This window comes from Nonomuraea sp. NPDC050540, from assembly GCF_044457485.1.
Lineage (GTDB): Bacteria > Actinomycetota > Actinomycetes > Streptosporangiales > Streptosporangiaceae > Nonomuraea.
The window spans coordinates 672,898-697,305 of sequence record NZ_JBITHA010000001.1 but is presented as its reverse complement, the minus strand read 5'-3'; the positions used below and the strand labels follow the sequence as shown (position 1 = coordinate 697,305).

The following is a 24,408-nucleotide window of genomic DNA, read 5'->3' as shown; positions in this document are numbered from 1 at the left end:
GGCCCAGCTTAGATGCCCCGCATCCGCAGGACGTGCAGGGCCAGGGTGAGGTTGAGCCGCAGGTGGTGGTCCTCGGTGAAGTTGCCGAGCATGCGCTCCAGCTTCCCGATCCGATAGCGCAGCGTGTTGTAGTGGAAGTGCAGCCTGCGCGCGGTCTCGGCCACGTTGAGGTTCGTCTCCAGCAGGACCTGCAGGGTACGCCGCAGGTCGCCGTTCTCCGCGTCGTCGTCGCCGGCCAGCGGGCCCAGGGTCTCGCGGACGAAGGCGTGCAGTTCGTCGGTGTCGTTGACCAGCGACAGCAGCCGGTACACGCCGAGCTGGTCGAATTGGGCGACCGCGCCGGGGCCGTGGAGCTGGCGCCCGACCCTGGCCGCCTTCAGCGCCTGGGAGTAGGCCTCGGGCAGGGTCGCGGGGGCGGTGCAGCGGCGGGAGGTCCCGGTCGAGAACGTGGCGGGAAGGGCGTCGGCCAGGGCGGCGGCGGCGTCCTTGGCCACGCGGGAGGCGTCCAGGGCGGCGTCCACGACGGCGACGACCTCGTGGGAGAAGCCCGCGACGGCGCCGCGCGGGTCGTGCCTGCGCACGGCGGCGGTCCACCCGTTGACCATGCGGTCCTGGGCGCTGCGCTCGTCGCCGTCGGGGTCCAGCTCGGCCACCAGGACGGTCACGGGCCGCTCCAGGTCCCAGCCGAAGGCGCGGGCCCGCGCGCTGATGCGTTCGGCGCCGCCGGCCCGGCCGGTGAGGACGTCGCGCAGGAAGTCCGCGCGGTACTTGCTCTCGACCGCGTTGACCGCCTCCTGCCGGGTGACGACCAGGGCGGCGACGGTGGCGGTGCGTTCGAGTATGCCGATGTCGCTGTCGCGGATCGCGCCGGTCGGGCTGTAGGCGATGATCCGGCCGTGGTGGTGCCCGCCGGCGACCACGGGGACCGAGGCCAGGGTACGGCCGGCCGTACCGGGGAGGTCGACGGGCGCCGGAGCCGGCGGCCCTTCGCGCGCGATCGACTCGCGTAAGGCCGCCACGTGGTCGGAGGGCCCGGCGGCGGCGAGCACCCGCCCGCTGCCGTCGACGGCGGCCACCGCGACGTCGAGCAGCGCGGCCACCTCGGCGGTCACCTCGTTGAGCCCGCCACCGGCCAGCACGACCTGCACCAGCGCCCGGTGCGCCTCCTCCGCGCGGGCGAGGACGGCGGCCTGCCGGTTGAGTATGTCGGTGAGCACCTGGTTGAGGATGTCGTCGAAGCCGACGTCGTTCGGCAGGATGATCAGCGGGAACCCCAGCCGGTCGGCCTGCTCGACCATCTCCCCCGGCAGTTCGTCCACGTAGCGCCCGAGTTTGATGGCCAGCGCGGCCAGCCCGCGCTCGTCGAGGTCGGCGACGAGCCGGCCGAGCGACTGCGGCGTGTTGCGCAGCGGGTAGCCGGTGGTGAGCAGCAGTTCGTGCGGCTTCACCCAGGCCAGGATGTCGGGCACCTCCATGACGTTGAGGCGCTGCACGATGCGGCCGAGCCCGCTCTCCCCGGCGATCAGGCGGGCGTCGGCGAGGGTCGAGACGCCCAGCACCTCCCCGACGGAGACTCCGTGGATGATCGTGCCCGTGCTGGCCAGGCGAACGGGGGGCTCCATGTGGTGATTGTGACCCCAGAAGCGGTCTGTCAGGAAGAGCCAACCTTCTCCGTCACTGTTGGCAAATTTCTCCGTACGGGGTGTCGTGGGGCCGTTCTACGGTCAGGTCCAAGGTCGGAAGGGAGGCCCGGTGACGGTCAGTACACATCCCAGGCGTGCCCGCACCCACGTGACCGGTGCGGCCAGCGCCGCTGTGCGCCCGGTCCTGGAGTCGCCGCGACGCCGCGCCCGCGTGCTCGCCGCGTTCCCGGCCGGCATCTACCTGGAGGTCAGGACCGATCTGGAACCGTCGGTGATCGCGATCATCACCGGCGAGGCGACCCGCCTGCCCAACTCGGTCCTGCTCGCCGCCGATCTGCCGCACGTCACGGTGGGTGACGACGCGTCGGTGGGCGAGGGCACGATCGAGCTCGGCCGCCTCAGTCTGCGCGCCCGCCGCTGGTGGGACCCCGCCCCGCCCCTGCCTCCCGTCGATCCGGTACGGCTGGCCGTATCCCTGGATCCGGTACGCCCGGCACCCGGCCTGGCCGGTCACCAGGCGATAGAACTACTGGCCGAGTCCTGCGGCCGAGGCCGGCTCCTGGGCGTCGTGACCGCCGCCGAGCAGCTGATGGGTCTCGGCCCCGGACTCACCCCGAGCGGCGACGACGTCCTGGCCGGGCTGCTGGTGACCCTGCGCCACCTGGGCAGGGCCGCCGGAGTGGAGCGGGCGGTCTGGCTGGCCGACTGGCTGGCCGCGACCGTCGCCTACGACGCCCGCACCAGGACCACGCCGCTGTCCGCGACGCTCCTGCACTGCGCCGCGCGCGGCGAGTCGTGCCCGGAGGTGACCGGGGTGCTGCGCGCGCTGACCGGCCGCGGCGCTCTGGACCCGGCCGTGTCCAGGCTGTGCCGCCTGGGCCACACCTCGGGCGCCGATCTGGCCCAGGGCATCGGGATCGGGCTGGCGGCCGTCCGCGCGCTGGCCGCCGACCCGGTGCCGCCCGCGCTGGCGGTTGCCAGGTGAGCGCGGACGAGGTGGTCCTGCGCAAGGGCGTCTACCGCGACTCCGTCACGCTGATGCGGATCAGCAAGACCCTGGCCGACCTCGACGGCGTGGAGGTGGCCGTGGTCGCCATGGCCACGCCGCTCAACCTCGATCTGGCCCGCGACCTGGGCTTCGAGCTGCCCGCGGCCGACCCGGCCGACCTGCTGGTGGCGGTCAGGGGCGAGCGCGCGGCCGCCGCCCACGCCGAGCTCGACGCGCTCCTGTCCGCGCACGCCCCCGTCGCCGCCGCCGACAGCGACCAGCCGCCGCTCACCACCCGGTCGGCCGCCCGCCGTACCGAGGCCGGGGTGGTGCTGGTGTCGGTGCCGGGCGAGCACGCGTTCGCGGAGGCGGTCGACGCCGTCGAGGCGGGGCTGCCGGTCATGGTCTTCAGCGACGGCGTGCCCGTTGAGCAGGAGGTCGCGCTGAAGGACCTGGCCGCGGAGAAGGGCGTGCTGGTCATGGGGCCCGACTGCGGCACCGCGGTGATCGCCGGGGTGGGCCTGGGCTTCGCGAACGTCCTGCGGCCCGGCCCCGTGGGCATCGTGGCCGCCTCCGGCACCGGCGCCCAGCAGCTGTCGTGCCTGCTGGACCTGGCCGGGGTCGGCGTCAGCCACGTGCTGGGCGTCGGCGGGCGGGACCTGTCACCGGAGGTCGGCGGGCGCTCGGCCAACCGGGCGCTCGCGATGCTGGACGATGATCCTGCCACCGAGCTGATCGTGCTGGTGTCCAAGCAGCCCGCGGTACGGCCGGCCGTACCGGCGAAGAGGTTCGTGGAGGCGTCGGCGGATCTGACGGCCACGGCCGAGCGCGTCCTCAAGGAACTGGGGCGGGCCGTGCCCGAGTGGCCCGCCTGGCCCGCGTGGGCGGGCAGGACGGCCACCGGCACGCTGCGCGGCATCTACTCGGGCGGGACGCTCTGCGCCGAGGCCGAGGGCGTGGCGGGCACCGGCGAGTTCGTCGACTACGGCGACGACGCCTACACGCGCGGCCGGCCGCACCCGATGATCGACCCGACGCTGCGGCTGGAGGCGCTGGCCGCGGTCGCGGAGGGGGACGTGGTGCTGATGGACGTCGTGCTCGGCCACGGGGCCGACCCCGATCCCGCCGCCTCCTACGCGCACGCCGTCGCCCGCTGCCCCGCCACGGTCGTCGTGGCGCTGATCGGCAGCGAGGGCGACCCGCAGGACCTGCGCAGGCAGGCCGCCGCCTTCCGCGAGGCCGGCGCCGCCGTCTTCACCTCCAACGCCCAAGCCGCCCGGCACGCCAGGAGCCTGCTGTGAGCCTTCTGTCCGGCCCGCCACGGGTCATCACGGTCGGCGCCGAGCTTCTGGGCGAGGCCCTGGACGCGCAGGCGGTGCCGCGGACCGCCGTCGCGTGGCGGCCGCCGCTGCCGGGCACCGCCGAGGCGCTGACGCGGGTGCTGGCCGATCCGCGCCGGGCCGCCGCCAACGAGCGGGCCGTTCGCCGCCTGACCTCCGCGCGCCCCCACCTGGCCGGGGTACGGCGGGCCGCGGAGGCGCTCGACCTCCCGGCGCGTACGTTTCTGCACGCCGGCCCGCCCATCACCTGGGACCGGGCGTCAGGGCCGATGCGCGGCGCCCTGATCGGCGCGACGCTGCTGGAGGGCTGGGCCACCGGCGAACGCGAGGCCGCCACCCTGCTGGCCGAGGGCCGGATCGCGCTCGAACCCTGCCACCACCACCGCGCGGTCGGCCCGATGGCGGGCGTGGTCAGCCCGTCGATGTGGATGTTCGAGGTACGCGACGAGGAGCACGGCGGCGCCGCGTACTGCTCGCTCAACGAGGGCCTGGGCAAGGTCCTGCGCTACGGCGCCTACGGACCCGAGGTGCTCGACCGGCTGCGCTGGATGGACGCGGTGCTGGGCCCCGCGCTGGCGGCGGCGCTGCGGGTGAGCGGGCCGATCGACCTGGGCGCGCTGATCGCGCAGGCGCTGCAGATGGGCGACGAGCTCCACAACCGCAACCGCGCCGCCACGTCCCTGCTGCTGCGCGAGCTGGCCCCGGCCCTGGTCGAGTCGGCTCCGGGCACGGCGGCCGAGGTGCTGCGCTTCGCCGGCGGCAACGACCACTTCTTCCTCAACGCGGGGATGGCCGCCGCCAAGGCGAGCACGGACGCGGCGCGCGACATCCCCGGCTCGTCGCTGGTGGTGGCGATGGCGCGCAACGGCACCGACTTCGGGGTGCAGGTCTCGGGGCTGGGCTCGCGGTGGTTCACGGGGCCCGCTGGGGTGCCCGACGGCCTCTATCTCGGCGCGTACGGCCCCGCCGACGCCAACCCGGACATCGGCGACTCGACGATCACCGAGACGGCGGGCCTGGGCGGCTTCGCGATGGCGGCCTCCCCGGCGATCGTGCGCTTCGTGGGCGGCGAGGTGGGGGACGCGGTGGCGGCCACCCGGTCCATGTACGAGATCACGCTGGCCGAGCATCCCGCCTACCAGATCCCGGGTCTGGGGTTCCGCGGGACGCCGGTGGGCATCGACGTCACGCTCGTGGCCAGGACCGGTGTGCTGCCGGTGGTCAACACCGGGATCGCGGGCCGCGTGGCGGGGACGGGGCAGGTGGGCGCGGGGCTGGTGAGCCCTCCGGCCGAGGCGTTCACCAAAGCGCTGGCGGCATTGACCAAGCGGGCCGCAATTCAGTAAGTGATCCATTCAAATACCACGTTTGCGCAGGTCAGACAGCACTTTTAGACGATATGCCAGCGTTCAACTTCCGTTCGTCAATCAACTGCCTATATCGTGTCGAACCTCATAATCTAGAAGTATCGTGTTACCGATGAGGCTGGAGATGGGGGCGGGAGATGTCAGCCGACCGCGTGCTCAGCGGGCCAGGCGCCGAGGGCGTTCCGCAGAGCCAGGGCCGACTGATCGGCCGGCGCTATCGCCTGATGTCGCCGGTGGGGCGCGGCGGCATGGGCATGGTGTGGCACGCCCATGACGTGCTGCTCGACCGCGCCGTCGCGGTCAAGGAGCTGATCCTCCCCTACGGCCTCGACCACTCAGGCACCCAGGTCGCCAACCGCCGCATGCTGCGCGAGGCCCGCTCCGCCGCGCGCCTCACCCACCCCGGCATCGTCACCGTCCACGACGTCGTCGAGGAGGACGGGCGGCCGTGGATCGTCATGGAACTGGTCCGCGCGTGGTCGCTGGAGCAGGCCGTACGGCAGAGCGGCCCCCTGCCCGTCATCCAGGCCGCCGAGATCGGCATCCGGGTCCTCGACGCGCTGCGGCACGCGCACGCCGCCGGAATCCTGCACCGCGACGTCAAACCCGGCAACGTACTGCTGACCTCCGACCGGGTCGTCCTGACCGACTTCGGCATCGCCGCCATCGAGGGCGACGTCACCATCACCCAGACCGGGCTGCTCATGGGCTCGCCGGCCTACATCCCGCCGGAGCGGCTGTCCGGCCAGCCCATCACGCAGGCGGCCGACCTGTGGTCGTTCGGCGCCACGCTGTACGCCGCCGTCGAGGGCCGCCCGCCGTACGAGGGGCCCGACGCCATCGCCGTCCTCGGCGCCGTCCTGACCCAGGACCCGATCAGGCCGCAGCGGGCCGGAGCCCTGCTGGGCGTCATCGAGGGCCTCCTGCGCAAGAACCCCGCGGAGCGCATGGTCGCCGCCCAGGTCGCCGAGCAACTGGAGAAGGTCCTGCACGCCCACGGCTCCCGGCCGCCGCGCGGCCCCGAGGCCAGTGGCCTGCCCACCCGGGCCGACCCGACGCCGGTCGGGCTGCTGCCTCCGCTGGAGCCGCCGTCGGGGCCGATGCCGTCGCGGATCGTGGAGACGCCCTCCGGGCCGGTACGCGTGCCGTACGACCCGCTGAAGAGCCCGTCCGGCGGCTACGTCATGCCCTACGACGGCCTCGACAGCCCTTCCGGCAGCCACAACACGCAGCAGATCCGGCAGCCCGGATCCTTCGACGCCTTCACCAGCCACTCCGGCCCGCTCCCCGCGGGCGGCTACGACTCCCTCACCGGCACCCAGGACCCCCTCCCCCACCTCCCACCCGCCACCCCCGGCCCCCCAACCACCGGCCACTCCCCATCAACCGGCCACTCCCCTTCGACCGGCCACTCCCCCTTGACCGGCCATCCACAGCCGGGCGGCCACGCACCGTCCGGCGGCCACCCGGCGCCGAGTCCCCACTCCGGGCCAGGCACCCGCACGGGATCAGGTGCCTACCCCGGGCCGGGTGTCCACTCCGGGCCGGGCGCCCACGACCTGCGCTCACCTTCGGGCCCGCACGACCTCCGCACCCCCTCCGGCCCGCACGACCTGCGCTCGCCGTCGGGCTCGCACGACCTGCGCTCGCCCTCCGGGCCGCCCTCCCTGGAGTCGGTGTCGGGGCCGGGGATCGTGCAGCCGACGTTCGGGGGTGTGTCGGGGCCTCAGCCGATCTTGCCGCTGACCAGCGACGTCCGAAGCGCGCCCTGGCCGCTGGCCTCCGCGGACGACCTACGCGAACAGTCCAGGGATCTGTCCCGCGGCCTCGGCGCGAGCCGTGACTCGAAGGCGCCGGAACGCCTGACCAGGAGCCGCAGACGACCGGCCGACGACGGTTCCGGGTGGATGCGCGACGGCCGCCCCACCGCGCGCCTCATCGTGACCGCCCTGGCCGGCGTGGGCGCGGCGGCGGTGGCGATCTGGCTCCTGACCTCGGGTGGCACCCCCACCCCGCCCACGACCGCGAGCGGCGCGCCGACATCGTCGTCGAGCACGGCACCGGAGCCCTCGGTGGCGACCGTCCCCGACGGCTACAAGGAACACACCGCCGCCGGCTTCACCGCGGCCCTGCCCGGCACGTGGAAGGCGGCGACGACCAGCGGCGGCGCCACGTTCACCGGCCCCAAGGACTCGGGCATGAAGATCACCGTCCAGCAGACGGCCCCGCAGCCGGACGGCGGCGTGGCCGAACTGTCCAAGGAGGAGGCGGACGGCGGCGTCGAGGGCTACATCCAGGTACAGCTCCAGGCCCTGGAGTGGCGCGGCTGGAAGTCGGCCGACTGGGAGTACACCTACGCGCTGGGGAACGGCGTCCCCATGCACGCCCTGACCCGCTTCGTCAGCATCGACGATGCCGCCGCCTACAAGATCACCTTCGCCATCCCCGAGCTCAAGTGGGACGACCAGACCGAAACCCGCAACACCTTCCTGAACACCTTTCGCCCCGCCACCTGATCCGCACACCCCTGCACCGCCCCGGCGGGCTCCGTGCACCCCTGGCCGGCCCCGGCGCCCCTCGCGGCCCGTCCGGATCACGACGATCTCCACCCGGAGACCCGGGCGGCGGAGCCCGCCGGGATGGGGCCGGTCCGTGAGGCGGACACCCGGGCGGGTTGGTCGCGGCTTCCGGTACCGCGTTTCGGCGGGCGTACCGTGAAGGGAACGCCGGCCTGTACGGTGCGGACATGAGGGTGCACGCGCTTCATGTCTATCCGATCAAGTCCACCCAGGGTCATGACCTCGACCGCACCGAGGTGGAGCCGTGGGGGCTGGCCGATGATCGGCGGTACCTGGTGGTGGACGAGCATGGTGAGATGATCACCGCGCGCCAGTTCCCGATGCTGCTCGCCTGCCGGGCCGAGGTCGCGGGCGGCACACTGACGCTGACCGGCCCGCACGCCGACCCCCTCCTGGTACGGCCGGCCGCGTCGATGACCGCTGTCACGGTCGTGCGTACCGTCGTGGAGTTGCGCGACTGCGGCGACGAGGCGGCCGCCTGGCTGTCGGCGCTGCTGGATCGCCCGGCCCGCCTGAAGTGGCTCGACGACCCGACCCGCCGCCCGATCGATCCCGAGTACAGCAGGCCGGACGACCGGGTCAGCCTGGCCGACGCCTACCCGCTGCATCTCACGACCACGACCTCCCTCGCCCAGCTGAACGACTGGATCGCCGAGACCGCCGCCGAGCGCGGCGAGGATCTGCCGGAACCTCTCCCGATGCGCCGCTTCCGCCCGAACGTGGTGGTGGACGGGGTGACGAAGCCGTTCGCCGAGGACCAGTGGAAGCGGGTACGCATCGGCGACCTCGACTTCCGTGTCACCAAGGGCTGTGACCGCTGCGTCCTGACCACCATCGACCCGGGCACCTACACCAAGGGCAAGGAACCCATCCGCACTCTGTCCAGGCACCGCAAGTGGGACGGCAAGGTCTGGTTCGGCATCAATCTCATCCCCGACGCCCCCGGCCACATCAGCCTGAACGACCCGGTCACCCCCCTGTAGGCAGCCTCACCCACACCGCCCAGGAACCACCCCGGGCGCGAAGACACCCCACGAGCGGGCAACTCCGGCACGGGCGCTGCCAAAGCCCGGACGGGTCGTCTAGACGACACCCGATCAGCCGATCCGCCCACCAGCAACTCTCACCCCACAAACCCGTCCATCAGGACGTCCGGGCAGGTCGCCCACCGATCCCCCACACCCACCCCACCCAGCCCGTAAATAGCAGCTTTCCGGTGGTATGGGACACTTCACCGGTGACCGATACCCCAACAAAGCGCGACATTTCATCGCCCACCGACGTCCGCGGCATCCAGCGACGCACCCTCGCCGTCCTGTCGATCGCCCAGATCGTCGGCGGCGTCGGTGTGGCGGTCGGCCTCGCGCTGAGTTCCGTGGTGGTCGACCAGCTCTCGGGGTCCACGGTCATCAGCGGCCTGGCCGGCACCGCCACCGTCCTCGGCGCCGCACTGCTCGCCCTCCCCATCGCCAGAACCGCCGCCAGGAGCGGCCGCCGCGCCGGCCTCTCGCTCGCCTACGTCGCCGCCACCGCCGGATGCGCGCTCTCCGTCCTGGCGATCACCATCGAGTCCTGGCCGCTCCTGCTCGTCGGCCTCGTCCTGGTGGGCGGCGGCAGCGCGGGCAACCTGGCCGCCCGCTACTCCGCCACCGACCTGTCACCCAAGGGCCACGCCGCCCGCCACCTGTCGCTCGTGGTCTGGATGGCCACCGTCGGCTCCGTCGCCGGCCCGAACCTGGCCAAGCCCGCCGACCACGTCGGCATGTCCGCGGGCCTGGTCGCGAACGCCGGTCCCTTCGCCTTCTCCGCCCTGGCCTTCGCGCTCGCGTGGCTGGTCGTGGCGGCCGGTCTGCGTCCCGACCCGCTCAAACTGGCCCGCTCACTGACCGAACCGACCGAACGGAACGCGACGACCGAACCGGGCGAGCCGACCAGGCCGGGCGCGCGAGGCGGGCCGACCGGACCGGGCGCGTCGGGCGCGCGGCCCGCCGTACAGGACAAGGCGCTGCGGAACGGCTGGCGCACCCTGCGCACCACCCCCATGGCCAGGCGCGCGCTCGTGATGATCGCGATCAGCCACACGGCGATGGTCTCGGTCATGTCCATGACGCCGGTGAAGCTGCACCACGACGGCTCCAGCCTCGACGTCATCGGCCTGGTGATCAGCCTGCACATCGCCGGCATGTACATGCTGTCGCCGGTCGTCGGCTGGCTGGCCGACAAGGCGGGCCGGGTGCCCGTGCTCATCCTGGGCATGTCGCTCCTGCTCGCCTCCGCGGTGCTGGCCGGGACCGCGCAGCACAGCGTCTGGCAGGTCACCGCCGGCCTGGTCCTGCTGGGCCTCGGCTGGTCGTGCGGGCTGGTGGCGGGGTCGGCGCTGGTGACCGAGTCCGTGCCGCTGGACCGCCGCCCGGCCGTCCAGGGGCTGTCCGACCTGATCATGAACATCTGCGGCGCCACCGGCACCGTCGTCGCCGGCGCCATCGTGGGCGGCCTGTCCTACGGCATCCTGGGCCTGGTCGTCGGCGTCATGGTCACGGCCGCCGGCGTCTGGCTCTACGTCACCACCCGCCGCTGACCACGGGTCACTTGGCGTCGGAGTAGCAGGGGACGGACACCGACTCCATGGGGAAGCGCACCGGCGTCTGACCGAACAGCAGGCGGCTGGCCTCGGCGGCGGAGGCGGTCACGGCGGCCATGACCTCCTCGGCCAGCGGCAGCGGGCAGTGCACCATCACCTCGTCGTGCTGGAAGAACACCAGGCGCGCCGCCTCGGGCAGCCGCCCGCGCAGCACCGCGAGCAGGGCCAGCGCCCACTCGGCCGCGGTGGCCTGGACGACGAAGTTGCGGGTGAAGCGTCCGCGGTCGCGGGCGGCGCGGACGCCGTCGGGGCCGGACACGAGGTCACGCCAGCGCTGGGACGGCGGCGGCGAGGTACGGCCCAGCCACGAACGCACCAGCTTGCCCTCCTCCCCCGCCTTGGCCGCGTCCTCGACGAAGTGGTAGGCCTTCGGGAACCGCTGGCGCATCACGGCCAGGAGCTTGGGCGCGTCGCCGCTGGTGCCGCCGTACATGGCGGAGAGCATGGCGAGCTTGGCCTGGTCGCGCTCGCCGCCGAACGACTTGGCCAGGGCCGAGTAGAGATCGATCTCGCCCGCCGCCCCGGCCAGCCCGGCGTCGCCCGCCATCGCGGCCAGCACGCGCGGCTCCAGCTGGGCGGCGTCGGCCACGACGAGCGTCCAGCCGTCGTCGGCCACCACGACCTTGCGCATGACCTTCGGGATCTGCAGCGCGCCGCCGCCGCTGGTGGCCCAGCGGCCGGAGACGACGCCGCCGACGACGTACTCGGGGCGGAAGCGGCCGTCGTGGACCCACTGGTCGGCCCAGACCCAGCCGTGGAAGGAGTAGAGGCGGGCCAGTTCCTTGTAGGCCAGCAGCGGGCGTACCGAGGGATGGTCGAGCTGTTTGATCTCCCACGAGCGCGTGGACTTGATCGCCAGGCCCGCCCCCTTGAACGCCTTGACGAGCTGCTGCACCGAGTCGGGGTTGACCGCGTGCCCGAACGCCGCCGACACCTCGTCGGCCAGCGCCTGCAGCTTGGCCGGGCGCATGCCGTGGACGGGGCGGGGGCCGAGCATCTCGGTCAGCAGGGCGTCGTGGACGTCGCGCCGCCACGGCATGCCGTCGCGGGCCATCTCGGCGGCCACCAGCGCGCCCGCGGACTCGGCGGCCACCAGCAGGCGGAAGCGGCCGGGCTCCGGCAGGGCGTCGATGCGCCTGAGCTGGTCGTCGAGGACGTCGGCGAGCTCGCCGGTGTCGAGTCTTCTGCGCTCGGGCTCGAACAGGGTGTCCTGCCTGGCGGCGGGGCCGTCGCCGTCGTCGGGGACCGGCAGGCCGCGCAGCCTGGCGTGGGCGGCCTCGGCCGAGCGGGCCTCGCCGTAGCGGCCCTCGTGGGCCAGCAGCAGGTTCTCGGTGAGCGTGATGTCGTGGCAGCGCGACACGCGGCGCCCGGCCGACAGCAGCGGCGGGTAGGACTCCCGCGTGTCGGCCCACACCCATCGCGGGCGGGCGCGCTCCACCGCCTCCACGCGCTCCAGGAACGCGGCCCCCGCCCCTGCGGAGCCGCTCTCCTCGGGGAGGGTGCGGATCGCCTCCCCCGCCATCACCGCGTACACGCACCCCAGAGTGCCAGGTCACTACGACAATCCGATGACCACCTCGTCCTCGAGCGGCGGGTCCTGCTCGGCGGGCAGGCAGCCCGTGGCGGCGAAGCAGCGCACCGTCAGCTGTCCCGGCGTCACCGACAGGTGGAGGAACTGCTTGAAGAACGGCGGTTCGTCCCAGTCGGACAGTTCGGACAGGTAGCGGTGGAACACCTTGTCGACCGGCAGCCGGAACGGCCACGGATACGCGCCCAGGATCCGCGCCGCCCACCGCATCCGCCGGGTGACCACGGTGGTGGCGTCGAGCGAGCGGACCGGCGTGTTGCCGATCTGGCCGACCATGATGCAGGCGGCCTCGGCCGGGGTGAGGTAGAGCCACTTCATGCGCAGCCGCCGCGCGTACAGCTGGCTGTAGAACGACAGCGAGTCGCCGCGCAGCGGGTAGCAGCGGAAGTCGTCCTCGTGCACGCCGGCCACGTCCACGCGCCTGATCGTGTGCGTGGCGTGCATGAAGGCCCCGGCGCCGCCGGTGACGACGTACTGGATCACGCGGTCGCCGACGCGTACGGGGTAGCGCTGGTAGTTGTGCACGTCACCGCCGATGGCGGCGACGTAGCGGTACGCGGGGTCGCGGACGATGTCGTCGACGGTCCCGCCGCCCTCCAACGGCGAGGGCTTGTAGTCGTTGCGCGTGTAGATGGGCTTGCCGGTCACGAGGATCTTCGGGCGGGGGTCGAGCGAGACGCGGCGCAGCCACTCCACCTGAGCCTTGTCGATCACGCCCTTGATGCCGGTGTCGATGCCGACGACGAGCAGGCTCTCGCTCTCGATCACCCAGTAGGGGCCCGGCTGGACCGACCGCTGGTTCGGCGACCCGCGCAACTCGCGCGCCTCGGCCAGGCGGTCCTCGTCGATCTTCTCCGGCTTGCGCCACAGCAGCCCGCGCAGTCCCCGGTCGGGCGTGGGCCGCAAAGGGTCCGCGTCACAGAAGACCCGCATGAAGCCGCCGAGCCCGTCATACCAGTCGTGGTTTCCGGGAATGGCGTAGATCGGCGCGTCATAGGCCTGATACGGGCGGAAGAACTTGTCCCCGTACTCGTTTCCCGAACCCGTCGGATAGATGACATCGCTGGCGATGACGGCGAACGCCGTGTCCTTGCCCAGCTTGAGCATTCCCGGCACCACGGCGTACTGGGAGGCGTCGCCCTCGCCCGGATCGCCCAGGATCAGGAACTGGAAGGTGGCGCCGACCGGCGGCGTGATCCGGTGGCCGGGGTCGACGCCGCGGGCGTGCTGCGCCTCCATCCACCGCCGGCGTACCTTGCCGGACGGGTCTCCGAAGAGCCCGGCCAGGATCTCGTTGCGGGAACGCCACAAAGTGCGCGGATGCAGCCAGGAAAACGTGTCATTGTTTGGCCGTAAATCCCGATAAGTGCCGACCTGCTGACATCGCCATCCGGCGCCTTCCTCCGATGTCCGGGACGACTGCTGCTTTCCGCGCTCCGCCGCGACTTCCACCATGCCCATATCTTTGCCGCGATCTTGCGGAATCGCACCCCGAACTCTCCGTACCGCTGAGAACACGCATGGTGTACGCTCAACGGTCAACCGTACGAGGGGGGCTGGGATGGCCCGTAACGGTTTCGACGATGCGATCCAGCGCGGCACAGTGGGGGCTGAGGCCGTCGAAGGGTTGCTGGCCTACGCCCAGAGCAGGTCCGGATGGGGCCGGGCGGGGGTGCGCAGCGCCCTGGAGGCGGTGGCCATGAGCAGGGTTTTGGCCACCCGCGACCCGGCGGCGCACACCGGCCTGCTCGCCCGTTCCTTACGCACGGCCGCCACCATGCTGCTCAAACGCCGCCGCCCCGCGCGGGCGCTGCCTCTCGCGAAGGAAGCGGTCAGCCTGGCCCGCTCCTCGGGCGGCGCGCCGCTCGTGGTCTCCCTCGTCGTCCTCGCCGAGATATTCAACGCCCTGCGGCGCCACGCCGAAGCCGCCGAGGCCATGACGGAAGCCGACAAGATCCGCCAGTAGACGCCGCCGGGCGCCGGCGGGCCGTCAGGCGATGAGGGCGCCGGGGTTCATGACGCCCGCGGGGTCGAGCCGGTCCTTGACCGCACGCAGGATCTCCACCCCGAGCGGCCCGATCTCCCTGGCGTAGGCGTCGCGGTGGTCGCGCCCGACGCCGTGGTGGTGCGAGATCGTCCCGCCCGCCTCGACGATGGCCGCGCCGACCGCCTCCTTGGCCCGCTCCCACTGCTCGACCGGGTCCCCGTGCTGGGCGGTGACGACGGTGAAGTACAGGGAGGCCCCGGTCTCGTAGACGTGCGAGATGTGGCACATGACCAGGGGCGAGCCCAGGGAGCCGAGCAGCGACAGCCGTACCGCGTCGTAGAGGCGCGGCAGGTTCGCCCAGAACCCGGCCGTCTCCAGCGTCTCGACGGTGGCGCCGGCGGCGAGCAGCGAGTCGCGCAGGTACGGCGCCGAGAAGCGCCCGTTCGCCCACGCCCGCCCCGGCTCCGGGCCCAGCGCGACGCCGCCGAGCCCGGCCAGCACCCGTCCCGCCGCCTCGGCCCGCGCCCGCACGTCCGTGCCCTCGTACCCGGCGATGACCAGGCAGCCGCTGTCGCCGCCGCCGATCGCGTCGGGCTTGGCCAGGCCGATCATGGTCTCGGTCTCGTCGGACAGCCGCAGCACGGTCGGCAGCGGGCCCTGCTGGGCCAGGGTCCGCAGGGCGGCGGAGCCTTCGGCGAAGGAGACGAAGCGCCAGCCCTCGTACGCCTTCTCCGCCGGCGCCTTCCGCACCCGCAGCCGCAGGGAGGTGATGACGCCGAACGCGCCTTCCGAGCCCAGCACGAGCTGGCGGAGATCGGGACCGGCGGCCGACTTGGGCGCCCGGCCGAGTTCGAGCGTCCCGGCGGGGGTGGCGAGGGTCAGCCCGGCGACCATGTCGTCGAAGCGCCCGTATCCGGCCGACGCCTGGCCGCTGGAGCGGGCCGCGGCGAAGCCGCCGAGCGTGGCGTACTCGAAGGACTGGGGGAAGTGGCCCAGCGTGAGCCCGTGTCCGGCCAGGAGCCGTTCGGCCTCGGGCGCGCGTACGCCGGGCTCGAACGTGGCGATCATCGACTCCGGGTCCACCGCGACCAGGCGGTCCATCCGGCCGAGGTCGAGCGCCACGACCGAGGTGAAGCCGTCGCCGGCCGGGGTCAGGGCGCCGACCACCGACGTGCCGCCGCCGAAGGGGACGACGGCGATCCGGGTCTCGGCGCACACGCGCAGCACCGCGGCCACCTCGTCGTGCGTGGCCGGTGAGACCACGGCGTCGGGGGCGTGCGCGCCGTCGCCCGCGCGCATCCGCAGCAGGTCGGGCGTGGACTTGCCGCGCGCGTGGCGCACGCGGGCCTCGTGGCCGGTGCCGACATGTGCGGCGCCGGTGATCGCGCCCAGCGCGTGCAGGGCGGCTTCGGGCAGCCGGGAGGGCGCCAGCCGTACCGAGGAGAGGGTGGCGGCGGGCTCGGCGGGCGCGCGCACGCCGAGCAGGTCGTGCAGAAGCGTGCGGACCGCCTCGGGGAGCTCGCGCGCCTTGGCGGGATCGCCCCAACCGGACCAGAGCATGGGTTCACTCACGCTCTACACTGTGACATATGACGTCGATTCGTCACAATGACGGGGTGCTGGACGCGGCCCGCGAGTGCGTGCTGGCCTACGGCGTGCGGCGCACGACGCTGACCGACGTGGCCCGCCGGGCGGGGGTGTCCCGGATGACCCTCTACCGGCGCTGGCCGGACGTGCGCGGCCTGGTGGGCGACCTGATGACCAGGGAGTGGGTCAGGGTGGTCGAGGAGCTGGACGTGCGCGATCCGGTCAAGGCGGTGGTCGAGGGCGTCAGGGCGCTGCGCGGGCACCCGCTCCTGCGCAAGATCGTCGAGGCTGACCCCGAGATGCTGCTGCCCTACCTGCTCCAGCGCACCGGAGCCACCCACGAGGCGGTCCTGGCCGTACTCGAACCGGCGGTCGGCGACCGCGCGAAGGCCAGGGCGATCCTGCTGGTCGCGCAGTCGTTCCTGCTGTCCGGCCCGACCATGCTCGGCGACGACGCGCTCGACGCCGAGCTCACGACTCTCCTGGAGCGCTACCTTGCCTAGATCTTCCTCGCCCGGAGCCTCCCCGCCGAAGGCCTCCTCCCTGAACGCCGCGCGCCGCTCGGCCGAGCTGGCCAGGACAGCGGAGGGGACCGTCGACGTCCTGGTCGTCGGGCTGGGCGCGACGGGCGCGGGCGCGGCCCTGGACGCCGCCTCGCGCGGGCTGTCGGTGGCCGCGATCGACGCGCACGACCTGGCCTTCGGCACCTCGCGGTGGAGCTCCAAGATGATCCACGGCGGGCTGCGCTACCTGGCCAAGGCGCAACTGGGCGTGGCCTACGAGAGCGCCGTCGAGCGCGGCATCCTGCTGAACCGCACCGCGCCCCACCTGGTCAGGGCCCATCCGTACCTGCTGCCGCTGACCCCTGACGTCTCCAGGGGGCAGGAGTCGCTGGTCATGACCGGCTACCGCCTGGGCGACGGGCTGCGGGCCGCCGCGCGCACGCCGCGCCGCCTGCTGCCCGGCCCCTCCCGCCTCACGGCCGTCCGCGCCCGCGAGGCCGCCCCCGTTCTGAGCGGGTACGGCCTGCGCGGCGCCCTGCTGTCCTGGGACGGACGGCTGGAGGACGACGCCCGGCTCGTGGTGGCCATCGCGCGCACGGCGGCGGCCTACGGCGCGCGCGTCCTGACCCGGTGCCGGGCCCTGGAGCTGACGCCGACCGGCGCGCGGGCCCGCGACGAGCTGACCGGCGAGGAGTTCACGATCAGGGCCCGCGCCGTGATCAACGCGGCCGGCGTGTGGGCCGGGCAGCTGAACCCGGAGGTCACGCTGCGCCCCTCGCGCGGCACCCACCTGGTCCTGCGCGGCGAGACGCTGCCGGGACTGCGGGCCGGGCTGCATGTCCCGATTCCGGGGGAGAGCAATCGCTTCGCCCTGGTCCTGCCCCAGCACGACGGCCGCGTCTACGTCGGCCTCACCGACGAGCCGGTGGACGGACCCGTCCCCGACGTGCCCGAGGCGCCCGAGGACGACATCAGGGCGTTGCTGGAGGTGCTGAACGGCATCCTGGAGGTTCCGGTGACCCGTGAGGCGGTCGCGGGCGCCTATGCGGGCCTCAGACCGCTCCTGGCCCCCCGGGGAGACGGCGCGGGCCGCACGGCCGACCTGTCGCGGCGGCACGCGGTGCTGGACGCGGGCGGGTTCGTCACGGTGGTCGGGGGGAAGCTGACGACATATCGCCGCATGGCGGAGGATGCCGTGGATCGGGCGGTACGGCTGGCGAAGCTGCCCGCCGGGCCATGCGTCACCACGGAGGTGGTTCTCGCGGGGCGGGCCGTACGGGCCTATGCCGAGGCGGAGCCCGAACCGGCCGGAGCGGGCGTCACGAAGGGCGAGCTGCGCTTCGCGGTGGAGCACGAGGGCGCGCTCGACGAGGACGACCTCCTGGACCGCAGGACCCGCGTCGGCCTGATCCCGGAGGACCGCGCGGCGGCCCTGCCGATCGCCCGTGACGTGCTGAAGGGTTGAGACCCGCGATCCGCGGGTAAGAAGATCCTTTTCATCGGCGTGTCGACCCCACGCCGACCCCTACCTTGGCGTTAGGTTAGTCTTACCTAAATTGCCGTCGGGGGAGGGTGGAACGTGGCCAGGGGTTGTGATCATCCGGACGGGTGCCACACCGGCGGCGTGCCCACCTTCGCCAGCGCGACGGTGGGCGCGCGGCTCTGGCTGCTCATCGAGTATTCCGGCGCCTGGCCCTCACACGTCGACGACGGGACGCTTCCGCCGAAAATCTCCGAGCTGATCCGCCGGGCCGTGGCGCGGGGCGTCAGGCCGCAGCTGATCCGCCGCCCCGGGCGCCGGACCCGCCCGCAGGAGCAGGGGATCCGTGTGCTAGCCGGGTATGCGATCGGCGACAACCCCTGGCTGGCCGGGGGTGTCATCGCAGGTCCCGACGATCTTGACCTGGACGCGCTGGTGGCCGGAGTGGTCCCGGAGTCCTGCATACTTGAAGACGAGCCGGTATTTCTGGTCTGCACGCACGCCAAGCGCAATGCGTGTTGCGCCCGCATTGGACTACCCCTCGCTCGTGGACTGGCGGAATTCCTGCCGGACAGGGTGTGGGAAACATCACACGTTGGTGGCGATCGGTACGCCGCCAACCTCGTGTGCTTGCCACACGGAATTTTCTACGGCAGCATGTCTCAGGCTGCTGCGCTCGCAGCAGCGAACGCGTACCGGTCCGGCGAGGTGATTCTCGACCGTTTCCGGGGACGCGCAGGCATCCCTGAGCCACTGCAAGCCGCGGAGCACTTCGCCCGAACCCATACGGGAGAGTGCGGACTCGGCGGAGTGGCCGTGGAATCCGCCAGGTCGGACGGCGACGTCACCGAAGCCATCGTGCGCATCGGAGACGTCCGGATCCAGGTTGTGGTTGAGCCATCGGTGTTCCAAGCACCGTGTGGTACGGCTTGCGCCGAGAAAATCACCACCTACCGGCTGGTCTCGCTGGACAGGCTCACGCCTGTGCGGTACGCCACGCCCGCCCTCACCTGATCACGGGAACATCACGGCCAGGCCTTGCGTTGGAACAGTGACGCCGAAAGCGTCCAATGCGGCTCAATTACTGAAATACCTCTCACGAAGGTGGTTTTCTCATGTCTCAGGTACGTCGGCAGCTCGCCCGCCCGCGCCCCAGCTGGGGATGGCAGGATGATGCCGCGTGCCGGGGTGAGGACCTCGTGCTCTTCTTCGGCCCCGATGGGGAGCGGCAGCCCGAGCGTGACGTACGCGAGCGGAAGGCCAAGGCGATCTGCGGCGGCTGCCCCGTCCGCAACGAGTGCCTTGACTACGCGCTGTCCCGTCCGGAGAAGTACGGCACGTGGGGCGGTCTCAACGAGGACGAGCGCGCCAGCGAGCGTCGCCGTCGTATGCGCCGCGCCGCCAGCGCCGGCATCTCCGCGGCCTGAACTTCACCACCGGCACCACAGATTCTCCCCGCGTGATCACGCAGTTGTTCCGATGAGCGGAGCGCGCCCGTGCGCGCTCCCGCGAACCCGGTCGGAACAACTGCCTGATCAGGCAGGAATGTCACGAACGCCGATCCTCCGGCGGAACACCCAGTACGTCCAGCTCTGGTAGAGCAGCACCAGCGGCAGGAAGATCACCGCGATCCACGTCATGATGCCCAGCGTCTTCGGCGTGGACGCGGCGTTCCGCACGTTGAGGCTGTTGGCCGGATCGAGCGTCGAGGGCAGCACGTCCGGATAGAGCACCGCGAACAAGCTGGTCACCGCGACCCCGATGGCCACCGCCGACAGGGTGAACGACCAGCCCTCCCGCGCCCTGGCGATCGCGCCGAGCGCGGCCAGCCACGCCAGCGCCGCCACCAGCGCCAGCACGGCGGTCAGCACCGTCCCGCCGTGGAACTGCGTCCAGCCCAGGAACAGCACCGCGAGCGCCGCGGCGACCACGCCCGTGCGCAGCGCCACCGACCTGGCCCGCCGCCTGATCTCCCCCGTGGTCTTCAGCGACAGGAAGATCGCGCCGTGGGCGAGGAACAGCGTGAGCGTCACCAGCCCGCCCAGCAGCGCGTACGGGTTGAGCAGGTCCCAGAACGTCCCCGCGTACTCGTGGTCGGCGTCGAGTTTCACCCCGCGCACGATGTTGGCGAAGGCCACGCCCCACAGCAGCGCCGGCGCGAACGAGCCGGCCACGATGCAGCGGTCCCAGCCCGCCTTCCAGCGCGCCGAGTCGCGCTTGGCCCGATACTCGAAGGCCACCCCGCGCAGGATCAGCGCCACCAGGATGATGAGCAGCGGCAGGTAGAAGCCGCTGAAAAGGCTCGCGTACCACTCGGGGAAGGCGGCGAACGTGGCCCCTCCCGCGGTGATCAGCCACACCTCGTTGCCGTCCCAGACGGGTCCGATCGTGTTGATCATCACGCGGCGTTCCGCCGGGTCGGCGGGCAGCACCGGCAGGAGCATCCCCACGCCGAAGTCGAAGCCCTCCAGGACGAAGTAGCCGACCCACAGGACGGCGATGGCCACGAACCAGACGTCGTTCAGCGTCATCGGGCTCTCCTAGTAGGCGAAGGTCAGGGTGGTGTCGCCCTCGGGTTTGTCCTGGATCTGGGGCGGGGGCCGCCGGCCGTACTTGATCATCAGGCCCAGTTCGACGACGGCGAGCGCGCCGTACAGGAGCGTGAAGACGATCAGCGAGGTGAGGACGGTGCCCGCGCCGACGGCGGGTGAGACGCCCGCTTCGGTCTTCATCTGGGTGAACACGATCCACGGCTGGCGGCCCATCTCGGTGAAGATCCATCCGAAGCTGTGCGCGGCGACCGGCAGCACCACCGACCAGGCGGCGACCCGCCAGATCCAGCGCTTGTCCGGCAGGCGGCCCTTCCTGGTCAGCCAGAGGAGCACGAGTGCTATCAGCGCCGCCAGGGCGCCGCAGCCGATCATCAGGCGGAAGCCCCAGTAGGTGACCGGGATGTAGGGGCGGTAGTCGCCGGGGCCGAAGCGCTGCTCGTACTCGGCCTGCAGGTCGTTGATGCCCTGCACCTTGCCGTCGAAGGAGCCCGTGGCCAGGTACGACAGCGCGCCCGGGATCTCCAGCTGGAAGATCGGCTGCCCGCCGTCCAGCGTGCCGATGGTGAACAGCGAGAACGGGGCGGGCTGGGCGGTCTCGTAGAGCGCCTCGGCGGCGGCCATCTTCATCGGCTGCGTCTCCGTCATGATCTTGCCCAGCGTGTCGCCGGAGAAGAAGACCAGGACGAAGGCCACGAGCGTGGTCCACAGGCCCAGCTTGAGCGTGGGACGGAAGACGTCGGCGTCGCGCCCGCGGGCCAGGTGCCAGGCCGAGACCGCCAGCAGGACGGCCCCGCCTGACAGCCAGGCGCCGAAGATCGTGTGGGGGAACGCCGCCAGCACGACCTTGTTGGTCAGCACGGCGCCGAAGTCGGCCAGCTCGGCCCGCCCGGCTCCGAGCTTGTAGCCGACCGGCCACTGCATGAACGAGTTGGCGGCCAGGATGAAGTACGCCGACAGCGCGCTCCCCACCGCCACCACCCAGATGCAGGCCAGGTGGATCTTCTTCGGCAGCCGGTCCCAGCCGAAGATCCACAGCCCGAGGAACGTGGACTCCAGGAAGAACGCCAGCAGGGCCTCAAGAGCCAGCGGCACCCCGAAGACGTCTCCGACGAAGCGGGAGTAGGAGCTCCAGTTCATGCCGAACTGGAACTCCTGCACGATCCCGGTCACGACGCCCATGGCGAAGTTGATCAGGAAGAGCTTGCCGAAGAATTTGGTCGCCCGGAGATAGTGCGCCCTGCCGGTACGGACCCACGCCGTGTGCAGGATCGCCACCAGCAGCGACATTCCTATGGTGATCGGCACAAACAGGAAGTGGTACACCGTGGTGATACCGAACTGCCAACGTGCGAGATCCAGCGCGTCCATGAAAGATCACCCTATGGAGGCGCTCGGACGCGTATTGTGACGACACGCCTACCATCAGGCGATCAGATCGTCGAACTCCCCATCTTTCGCACCCAGGACGAAGGCTTCGATTTCAGCCTGCGTGTAGATCAGGGCGGGGTCGTCGGGGAAGCGGGAGTTGCGCATGGCGATCTCACCGGTCGGCAGGGCCGCCACCTCCACGCAGTTGCCGTTGGGGTTGCTGCGGCGGCCCTTGCGCCAGCGGACGGGCAGGGTACTCGCGGGCGTTCCGTTGCGGAACTCTTGCATGGGGGACACTCCTTGCGTGCTTACAGATGCACGTGCATGCGCAGATTACGGGAGCGCGCTGATCGCCATATACGGGATGACCAAAATTGCCGTATGGGGTGGATCACACCGGGAGCAGGCCTTCGAGGAAGCGCCTGGTCTCCGCGGGCGAGTCGGCCTGGACGCTGAGCCGGTCCATGACCTGCACATAGTGTTCGGCCTCCGCGGGCTTGTCGAGGTAGAGCGCGCTGGTGAGCTGTTCCATGTACACCACGTCGGGCAGTTCGCGTTCCGGGAAGCGCAGGATGCTGAAAGGCCCGCCCGCGGCGGCATGGCCGCCCCTGTCGAAGGGCATGACCTGAAGTGTCACGTTCGGCTCCGCGGTGGTGTCCAGGAGGTGTTCCACCTGCTCACGCATGACGTCGGGGCCGCCGAGCGTTCGCCGCAGGACCGCTTCGTCGATGACCGCCCAGAGCGTCAGCCTCGGGTCGGCGGACAGGCGGCGCTGCCGGGTCGTGCGCAGGGCCACCCTCCGGTCCAGTTCGCCGGTCTCGGCCTCGTCGTGGGCGAGCCGGATCACTGCACGTGCATATGCCGGAACCTGCAGCAGGCCGGGCACGAACTGGTTCTCGTAGGTGCGGATGAGCGAGGCGGAGCCCTCCAGGCCGATGTACACCTCGAACCAGGCGGGCAGCAGGTCGGCGTACTTGTGCCACCAGCCGGGCGCGTTGGCCTGTTTGGCCAGTTCCAGCAGCGGGGCGCGCTCGGCCTCGTCGGTCACGCCGTAGAGGGTGAGCAGGTCGGCCACGTCGCGCTGCTTGAAGCTGACCTGGCCCAGTTCCAGGCGGGAGATCTTCGCGTGCGAGGCCCTGATGGCGTAGCCGGCGTCCTCGCGGGAGATGCCGCGGGCGGTACGGAGGTTGCGGAGCTGGGTACCGAGCAGGATGCGCAGGACCGTAGGACTCCCCTGCCCGTCGGACAGAAGGTTCCACTGTGCACTCACCCGGGGCCCCCGATTCTCGAAAGCACCCAGTCTCCCATGGCGTTGACATACCATGACAGATCATCTGCACGTGCATTTGCGGTTTGCATCCGTAAAACACGAAAAGTCTTGCATCTGTAAGCACACAAGGTAAAGATGGGCACTGGATCACCAGATCGGGGACATGATGACGACTTTCGACGCACGTCCGCGAGCCGCCACTGGTCCCGTACCGCCACCATGGCTGGCCGCCGTCCTGCTGCATGGGCGAGCGGAGGGGCAGGAAGCGGTCTTCCGGTTTCACGAGCTCAGCGCGTTCGAGCCCGCGTGTGTGGCCACGTCACGGCGCTTCGTCGAGCGCACGCTGAAGGAGTGGGGCGGCGCGCCGGAAATCTGCTTCGACGCCCAGCTCGTGGTCTCGGAACTCGTCACCAACGCCATGCGCCACGGCGGTGGGGCGCTGCACCTGCGCCTGCTCGCTCACGCCGCCGAGCTGGCGTGCGTGGTGAGCGACTACAGCCGGGCCGCGCCCGTGCCCGCGGCTCCCGGCGTCTTCGCCGAGTTCGGGCGGGGACTGGCGCTGGTCGAGGGACTCACCCGCGCGTGGGGCTGGCTCACGCCGCCCGGTCCCAACAAGCTCGTCTGGGCCTGCATGTCGTTGCGCTGAACCTCCGTCATCTCCGGTCGGCGTCCTCCCAGACCAGCCGGCGCGTCCTGGTGTCGAACGGGTCCCGGCTCGGCCGCCCGGGAGGCAGCACCGGCGCCAGCGCCTCGAAGACCCGGCGCACCGCCACCTCGTCGTAGCCGGCCAGCTCCCGCGTCGCCCGCAGCCACAGCGCTCCCCCGGGCAGTTTCTCCGCCTCGTGGAAGGCCGCCGTGTCCACCCGCCCGGCCAGCTCCGCCGGGCAGATCGTGATCCACGAGTAGCCGCGCAGGAACCGCCGTGCCTGGCGTGCCGACGGGATCCGGCCGCCCCGGACCACCGCGCCGTCCAGGGCCGTCATCCCCTGCCCCATCGAGTCGTCGGCCACGTGCCCGAACGCCGGGTCGACGGGGGCGGCGAAGTCGCGCAGCACACCGGCCCACCGCTCGGCCACGCCGGGGGCGGCCAGGCCGTACTCGGGGGCGCGCAGGAAGGACCAGGCGCGCAGCTGCGTGTGGGCGAGCCGATGGGAGAAGCGCTCGACACCCACGATCAGCGCGTCGTCGTGGCCGTCGCCGTCGCACAGCTCCACCCACGCGTCGTTGAACTCCCCTGCCGCCACCGTCAGCAGCCAGTCGACGCTCGCCACCGTCAGCGGGCGGTACTCGAAGCCGCGCGCGTCGGTGTCCACGCACACCACGCCGGAACGCAGGCCCGGGGCCAGCGCCGCGGGCACCTCGGACAGCCAGCGACGCGCGTGCCCGGCCGGGTAGGGGCCATCGACGTCGATGACGATGTCGTGAGAGCTCATGCCCGCCCTTCGTTCTCGTGCGACACCGGCAGACTAATCACCGTGAGCCATCCGGGACGGGGCGTAACCGATCCGTACCAGA

Annotated in this window: 21 protein-coding genes; 12 read left to right on the top strand and 9 right to left on the bottom strand. The window is 71.9% G+C overall.

The features are described 5' to 3' along the window. Nucleotides 1-8 precede the first annotated feature (8 nt). Nucleotides 9-1,622 carry a PucR family transcriptional regulator gene (locus tag ACIBI5_RS03170; RefSeq protein ID WP_379635093.1) on the bottom strand — a complete coding sequence of 538 codons (1,614 nt, stop codon included), beginning with the start codon at nucleotides 1,620-1,622 and terminating at the stop codon, nucleotides 9-11. Nucleotides 1,623-1,752: 130 nt separating this feature from the next. On the opposite strand from ACIBI5_RS03170, the gene ACIBI5_RS03165 reads away from it, so the two are divergent. The 6 genes from ACIBI5_RS03165 (at nucleotide 1,753) to ACIBI5_RS03140 (ending at nucleotide 10,495) form a co-directional block, all read left to right on the top strand. After that, complete coding sequence (locus ACIBI5_RS03165; protein ID WP_397242608.1) at nucleotides 1,753-2,628, top strand: DUF2877 domain-containing protein; 876 nt, start codon at nucleotides 1,753-1,755, stop codon at nucleotides 2,626-2,628. Next, on the top strand, nucleotides 2,625-3,932 hold the full coding sequence (locus ACIBI5_RS03160) for an FdrA family protein (protein WP_397242606.1): 1,308 nt from the start codon (nucleotides 2,625-2,627) through the stop codon (nucleotides 3,930-3,932). The genes ACIBI5_RS03165 and ACIBI5_RS03160 overlap by 4 nt, the downstream gene beginning before the upstream one ends. Continuing rightward, entirely contained in the window at nucleotides 3,929-5,317 is a 1,389-nt protein-coding gene (locus ACIBI5_RS03155) for a DUF1116 domain-containing protein (protein WP_397242604.1), read from the top strand. The genes ACIBI5_RS03160 and ACIBI5_RS03155 overlap by 4 nt, the downstream gene beginning before the upstream one ends. A gap of 158 nt (nucleotides 5,318-5,475) precedes the next feature. Beyond that, nucleotides 5,476-7,854 carry a protein kinase gene (locus tag ACIBI5_RS03150; protein WP_397242602.1) on the top strand — a complete coding sequence of 793 codons (2,379 nt, stop codon included), beginning with the start codon at nucleotides 5,476-5,478 and terminating at the stop codon, nucleotides 7,852-7,854. Nucleotides 7,855-8,084: 230 nt separating this feature from the next. Beyond that, nucleotides 8,085-8,900, top strand: a complete 816-nt coding sequence (locus tag ACIBI5_RS03145; RefSeq protein ID WP_397242600.1) for an MOSC domain-containing protein — start codon at nucleotides 8,085-8,087, stop codon at nucleotides 8,898-8,900. Between the two features lie 254 nt (nucleotides 8,901-9,154). Beyond that, entirely contained in the window at nucleotides 9,155-10,495 is a 1,341-nt protein-coding gene (locus ACIBI5_RS03140) for an MFS transporter (RefSeq protein WP_397242598.1), read from the top strand. A 7-nt stretch (nucleotides 10,496-10,502) separates the two neighbouring features. Here the strand turns inward: ACIBI5_RS03140 and ACIBI5_RS03135 are convergent, their stop codons facing one another. Both ACIBI5_RS03135 and ACIBI5_RS03130 read right to left on the bottom strand, forming a co-directional pair. Further along, nucleotides 10,503-12,080, bottom strand: coding sequence for a bifunctional 3'-5' exonuclease/DNA polymerase (locus ACIBI5_RS03135; RefSeq protein WP_397243785.1), 1,578 nt, complete (start codon nucleotides 12,078-12,080; stop codon nucleotides 10,503-10,505). A 33-nt stretch (nucleotides 12,081-12,113) separates the two neighbouring features. Beyond that, nucleotides 12,114-13,457, bottom strand: a complete 1,344-nt coding sequence (locus tag ACIBI5_RS03130; protein WP_397242596.1) for a metallophosphoesterase family protein — start codon at nucleotides 13,455-13,457, stop codon at nucleotides 12,114-12,116. A gap of 250 nt (nucleotides 13,458-13,707) precedes the next feature. Between ACIBI5_RS03130 and ACIBI5_RS03125 the strand changes: the two genes are divergently transcribed. Next, nucleotides 13,708-14,112 carry a hypothetical protein gene (locus ACIBI5_RS03125; protein WP_397242594.1) on the top strand — a complete coding sequence of 135 codons (405 nt, stop codon included), beginning with the start codon at nucleotides 13,708-13,710 and terminating at the stop codon, nucleotides 14,110-14,112. A 24-nt stretch (nucleotides 14,113-14,136) separates the two neighbouring features. Here ACIBI5_RS03125 and ACIBI5_RS03120 read toward each other — a convergent pair whose 3' ends face one another. After that, nucleotides 14,137-15,693: an FAD-binding oxidoreductase gene (locus tag ACIBI5_RS03120; protein WP_397243783.1), complete on the bottom strand. Its 1,557-nt coding sequence runs from the start codon at nucleotides 15,691-15,693 to the stop codon at nucleotides 14,137-14,139. Between the two features lie 29 nt (nucleotides 15,694-15,722). Between ACIBI5_RS03120 and ACIBI5_RS03115 the strand changes: the two genes are divergently transcribed. The 4 genes from ACIBI5_RS03115 (at nucleotide 15,723) to ACIBI5_RS03100 (ending at nucleotide 19,130) form a co-directional block, all read left to right on the top strand. Beyond that, a complete protein-coding gene (locus tag ACIBI5_RS03115; protein WP_397242592.1) occupies nucleotides 15,723-16,223 on the top strand; it encodes a TetR/AcrR family transcriptional regulator in 501 nt (166 codons plus the stop codon). Then, the gene (locus ACIBI5_RS03110) at nucleotides 16,216-17,688 is read left to right on the top strand and encodes a glycerol-3-phosphate dehydrogenase/oxidase (RefSeq protein WP_397242590.1); all 1,473 of its coding nucleotides are present in this window, start codon (nucleotides 16,216-16,218) and stop codon (nucleotides 17,686-17,688) included. The genes ACIBI5_RS03115 and ACIBI5_RS03110 overlap by 8 nt, the downstream gene beginning before the upstream one ends. Nucleotides 17,689-17,847: 159 nt before the next feature. After that, the gene (locus ACIBI5_RS03105) at nucleotides 17,848-18,717 is read left to right on the top strand and encodes a sucrase ferredoxin (RefSeq protein ID WP_379613724.1); all 870 of its coding nucleotides are present in this window, start codon (nucleotides 17,848-17,850) and stop codon (nucleotides 18,715-18,717) included. Nucleotides 18,718-18,818: 101 nt separating this feature from the next. Further along, a complete protein-coding gene (locus ACIBI5_RS03100) occupies nucleotides 18,819-19,130 on the top strand; it encodes a WhiB family transcriptional regulator (RefSeq protein WP_157245964.1) in 312 nt (103 codons plus the stop codon). Between the two features lie 108 nt (nucleotides 19,131-19,238). On the opposite strand, the gene cydB is transcribed toward ACIBI5_RS03100, so the two are convergent. The 4 genes from cydB to ACIBI5_RS03080 all read right to left on the bottom strand — a co-directional run bounded on the left by cydB (nucleotide 19,239) and on the right by ACIBI5_RS03080 (nucleotide 22,893). Next, nucleotides 19,239-20,234: a cytochrome d ubiquinol oxidase subunit II gene (gene cydB / locus ACIBI5_RS03095; protein ID WP_397242588.1), complete on the bottom strand. Its 996-nt coding sequence runs from the start codon at nucleotides 20,232-20,234 to the stop codon at nucleotides 19,239-19,241. Nucleotides 20,235-20,243: 9 nt separating this feature from the next. Continuing rightward, entirely contained in the window at nucleotides 20,244-21,623 is a 1,380-nt protein-coding gene (locus ACIBI5_RS03090) for a cytochrome ubiquinol oxidase subunit I (RefSeq protein WP_397242586.1), read from the bottom strand. Between the two features lie 54 nt (nucleotides 21,624-21,677). After that, on the bottom strand, nucleotides 21,678-21,911 hold the full coding sequence (locus ACIBI5_RS03085) for a DUF397 domain-containing protein (RefSeq protein ID WP_397242584.1): 234 nt from the start codon (nucleotides 21,909-21,911) through the stop codon (nucleotides 21,678-21,680). A gap of 103 nt (nucleotides 21,912-22,014) precedes the next feature. After that, nucleotides 22,015-22,893 (bottom strand): helix-turn-helix domain-containing protein, encoded by an 879-nt coding sequence (locus ACIBI5_RS03080; protein WP_397242582.1) that lies wholly within the window; start codon nucleotides 22,891-22,893, stop codon nucleotides 22,015-22,017. Between the two features lie 163 nt (nucleotides 22,894-23,056). Here ACIBI5_RS03080 and ACIBI5_RS03075 point away from each other — a divergent pair, with 163 nt between their 5' ends. Then, nucleotides 23,057-23,539 (top strand): ATP-binding protein, encoded by a 483-nt coding sequence (locus ACIBI5_RS03075; protein ID WP_184971621.1) that lies wholly within the window; start codon nucleotides 23,057-23,059, stop codon nucleotides 23,537-23,539. A gap of 7 nt (nucleotides 23,540-23,546) precedes the next feature. Here the strand turns inward: ACIBI5_RS03075 and ACIBI5_RS03070 are convergent, their stop codons facing one another. Continuing rightward, nucleotides 23,547-24,326: a hypothetical protein gene (locus tag ACIBI5_RS03070; protein WP_397242580.1), complete on the bottom strand. Its 780-nt coding sequence runs from the start codon at nucleotides 24,324-24,326 to the stop codon at nucleotides 23,547-23,549. Nucleotides 24,327-24,408 lie beyond the last annotated feature (82 nt).

Bases quoted from the DNA above. Each gene is read 5' to 3' on its own strand.
- ACIBI5_RS03150 (WP_397242602.1), top strand. From the start codon at position 5,476: ATGTCAGCCGACCGCGTGCTCAGCGGGCCAGGCGCCGAGGGCGTTCCG.
- ACIBI5_RS03135 (WP_397243785.1), bottom strand. From the start codon at position 12,080: ATGGCGGGGGAGGCGATCCGCACCCTCCCCGAGGAGAGCGGCTCCGCA.
- ACIBI5_RS03170 (WP_379635093.1), bottom strand. From the start codon at position 1,622: ATGGAGCCCCCCGTTCGCCTGGCCAGCACGGGCACGATCATCCACGGA.
- ACIBI5_RS03115 (WP_397242592.1), top strand. From the start codon at position 15,723: ATGACGTCGATTCGTCACAATGACGGGGTGCTGGACGCGGCCCGCGAG.
- ACIBI5_RS03120 (WP_397243783.1), bottom strand. From the start codon at position 15,693: ATGCTCTGGTCCGGTTGGGGCGATCCCGCCAAGGCGCGCGAGCTCCCC.
- cydB (WP_397242588.1), bottom strand. From the start codon at position 20,234: ATGACGCTGAACGACGTCTGGTTCGTGGCCATCGCCGTCCTGTGGGTC.
- ACIBI5_RS03090 (WP_397242586.1), bottom strand. From the start codon at position 21,623: ATGGACGCGCTGGATCTCGCACGTTGGCAGTTCGGTATCACCACGGTG.
- ACIBI5_RS03075 (WP_184971621.1), top strand. From the start codon at position 23,057: ATGATGACGACTTTCGACGCACGTCCGCGAGCCGCCACTGGTCCCGTA.
- ACIBI5_RS03100 (WP_157245964.1), top strand. From the start codon at position 18,819: ATGTCTCAGGTACGTCGGCAGCTCGCCCGCCCGCGCCCCAGCTGGGGA.
- ACIBI5_RS03145 (WP_397242600.1), top strand. From the start codon at position 8,085: ATGAGGGTGCACGCGCTTCATGTCTATCCGATCAAGTCCACCCAGGGT.
- ACIBI5_RS03070 (WP_397242580.1), bottom strand. From the start codon at position 24,326: ATGAGCTCTCACGACATCGTCATCGACGTCGATGGCCCCTACCCGGCC.
- ACIBI5_RS03125 (WP_397242594.1), top strand. From the start codon at position 13,708: ATGGCCCGTAACGGTTTCGACGATGCGATCCAGCGCGGCACAGTGGGG.
- ACIBI5_RS03085 (WP_397242584.1), bottom strand. From the start codon at position 21,911: ATGCAAGAGTTCCGCAACGGAACGCCCGCGAGTACCCTGCCCGTCCGC.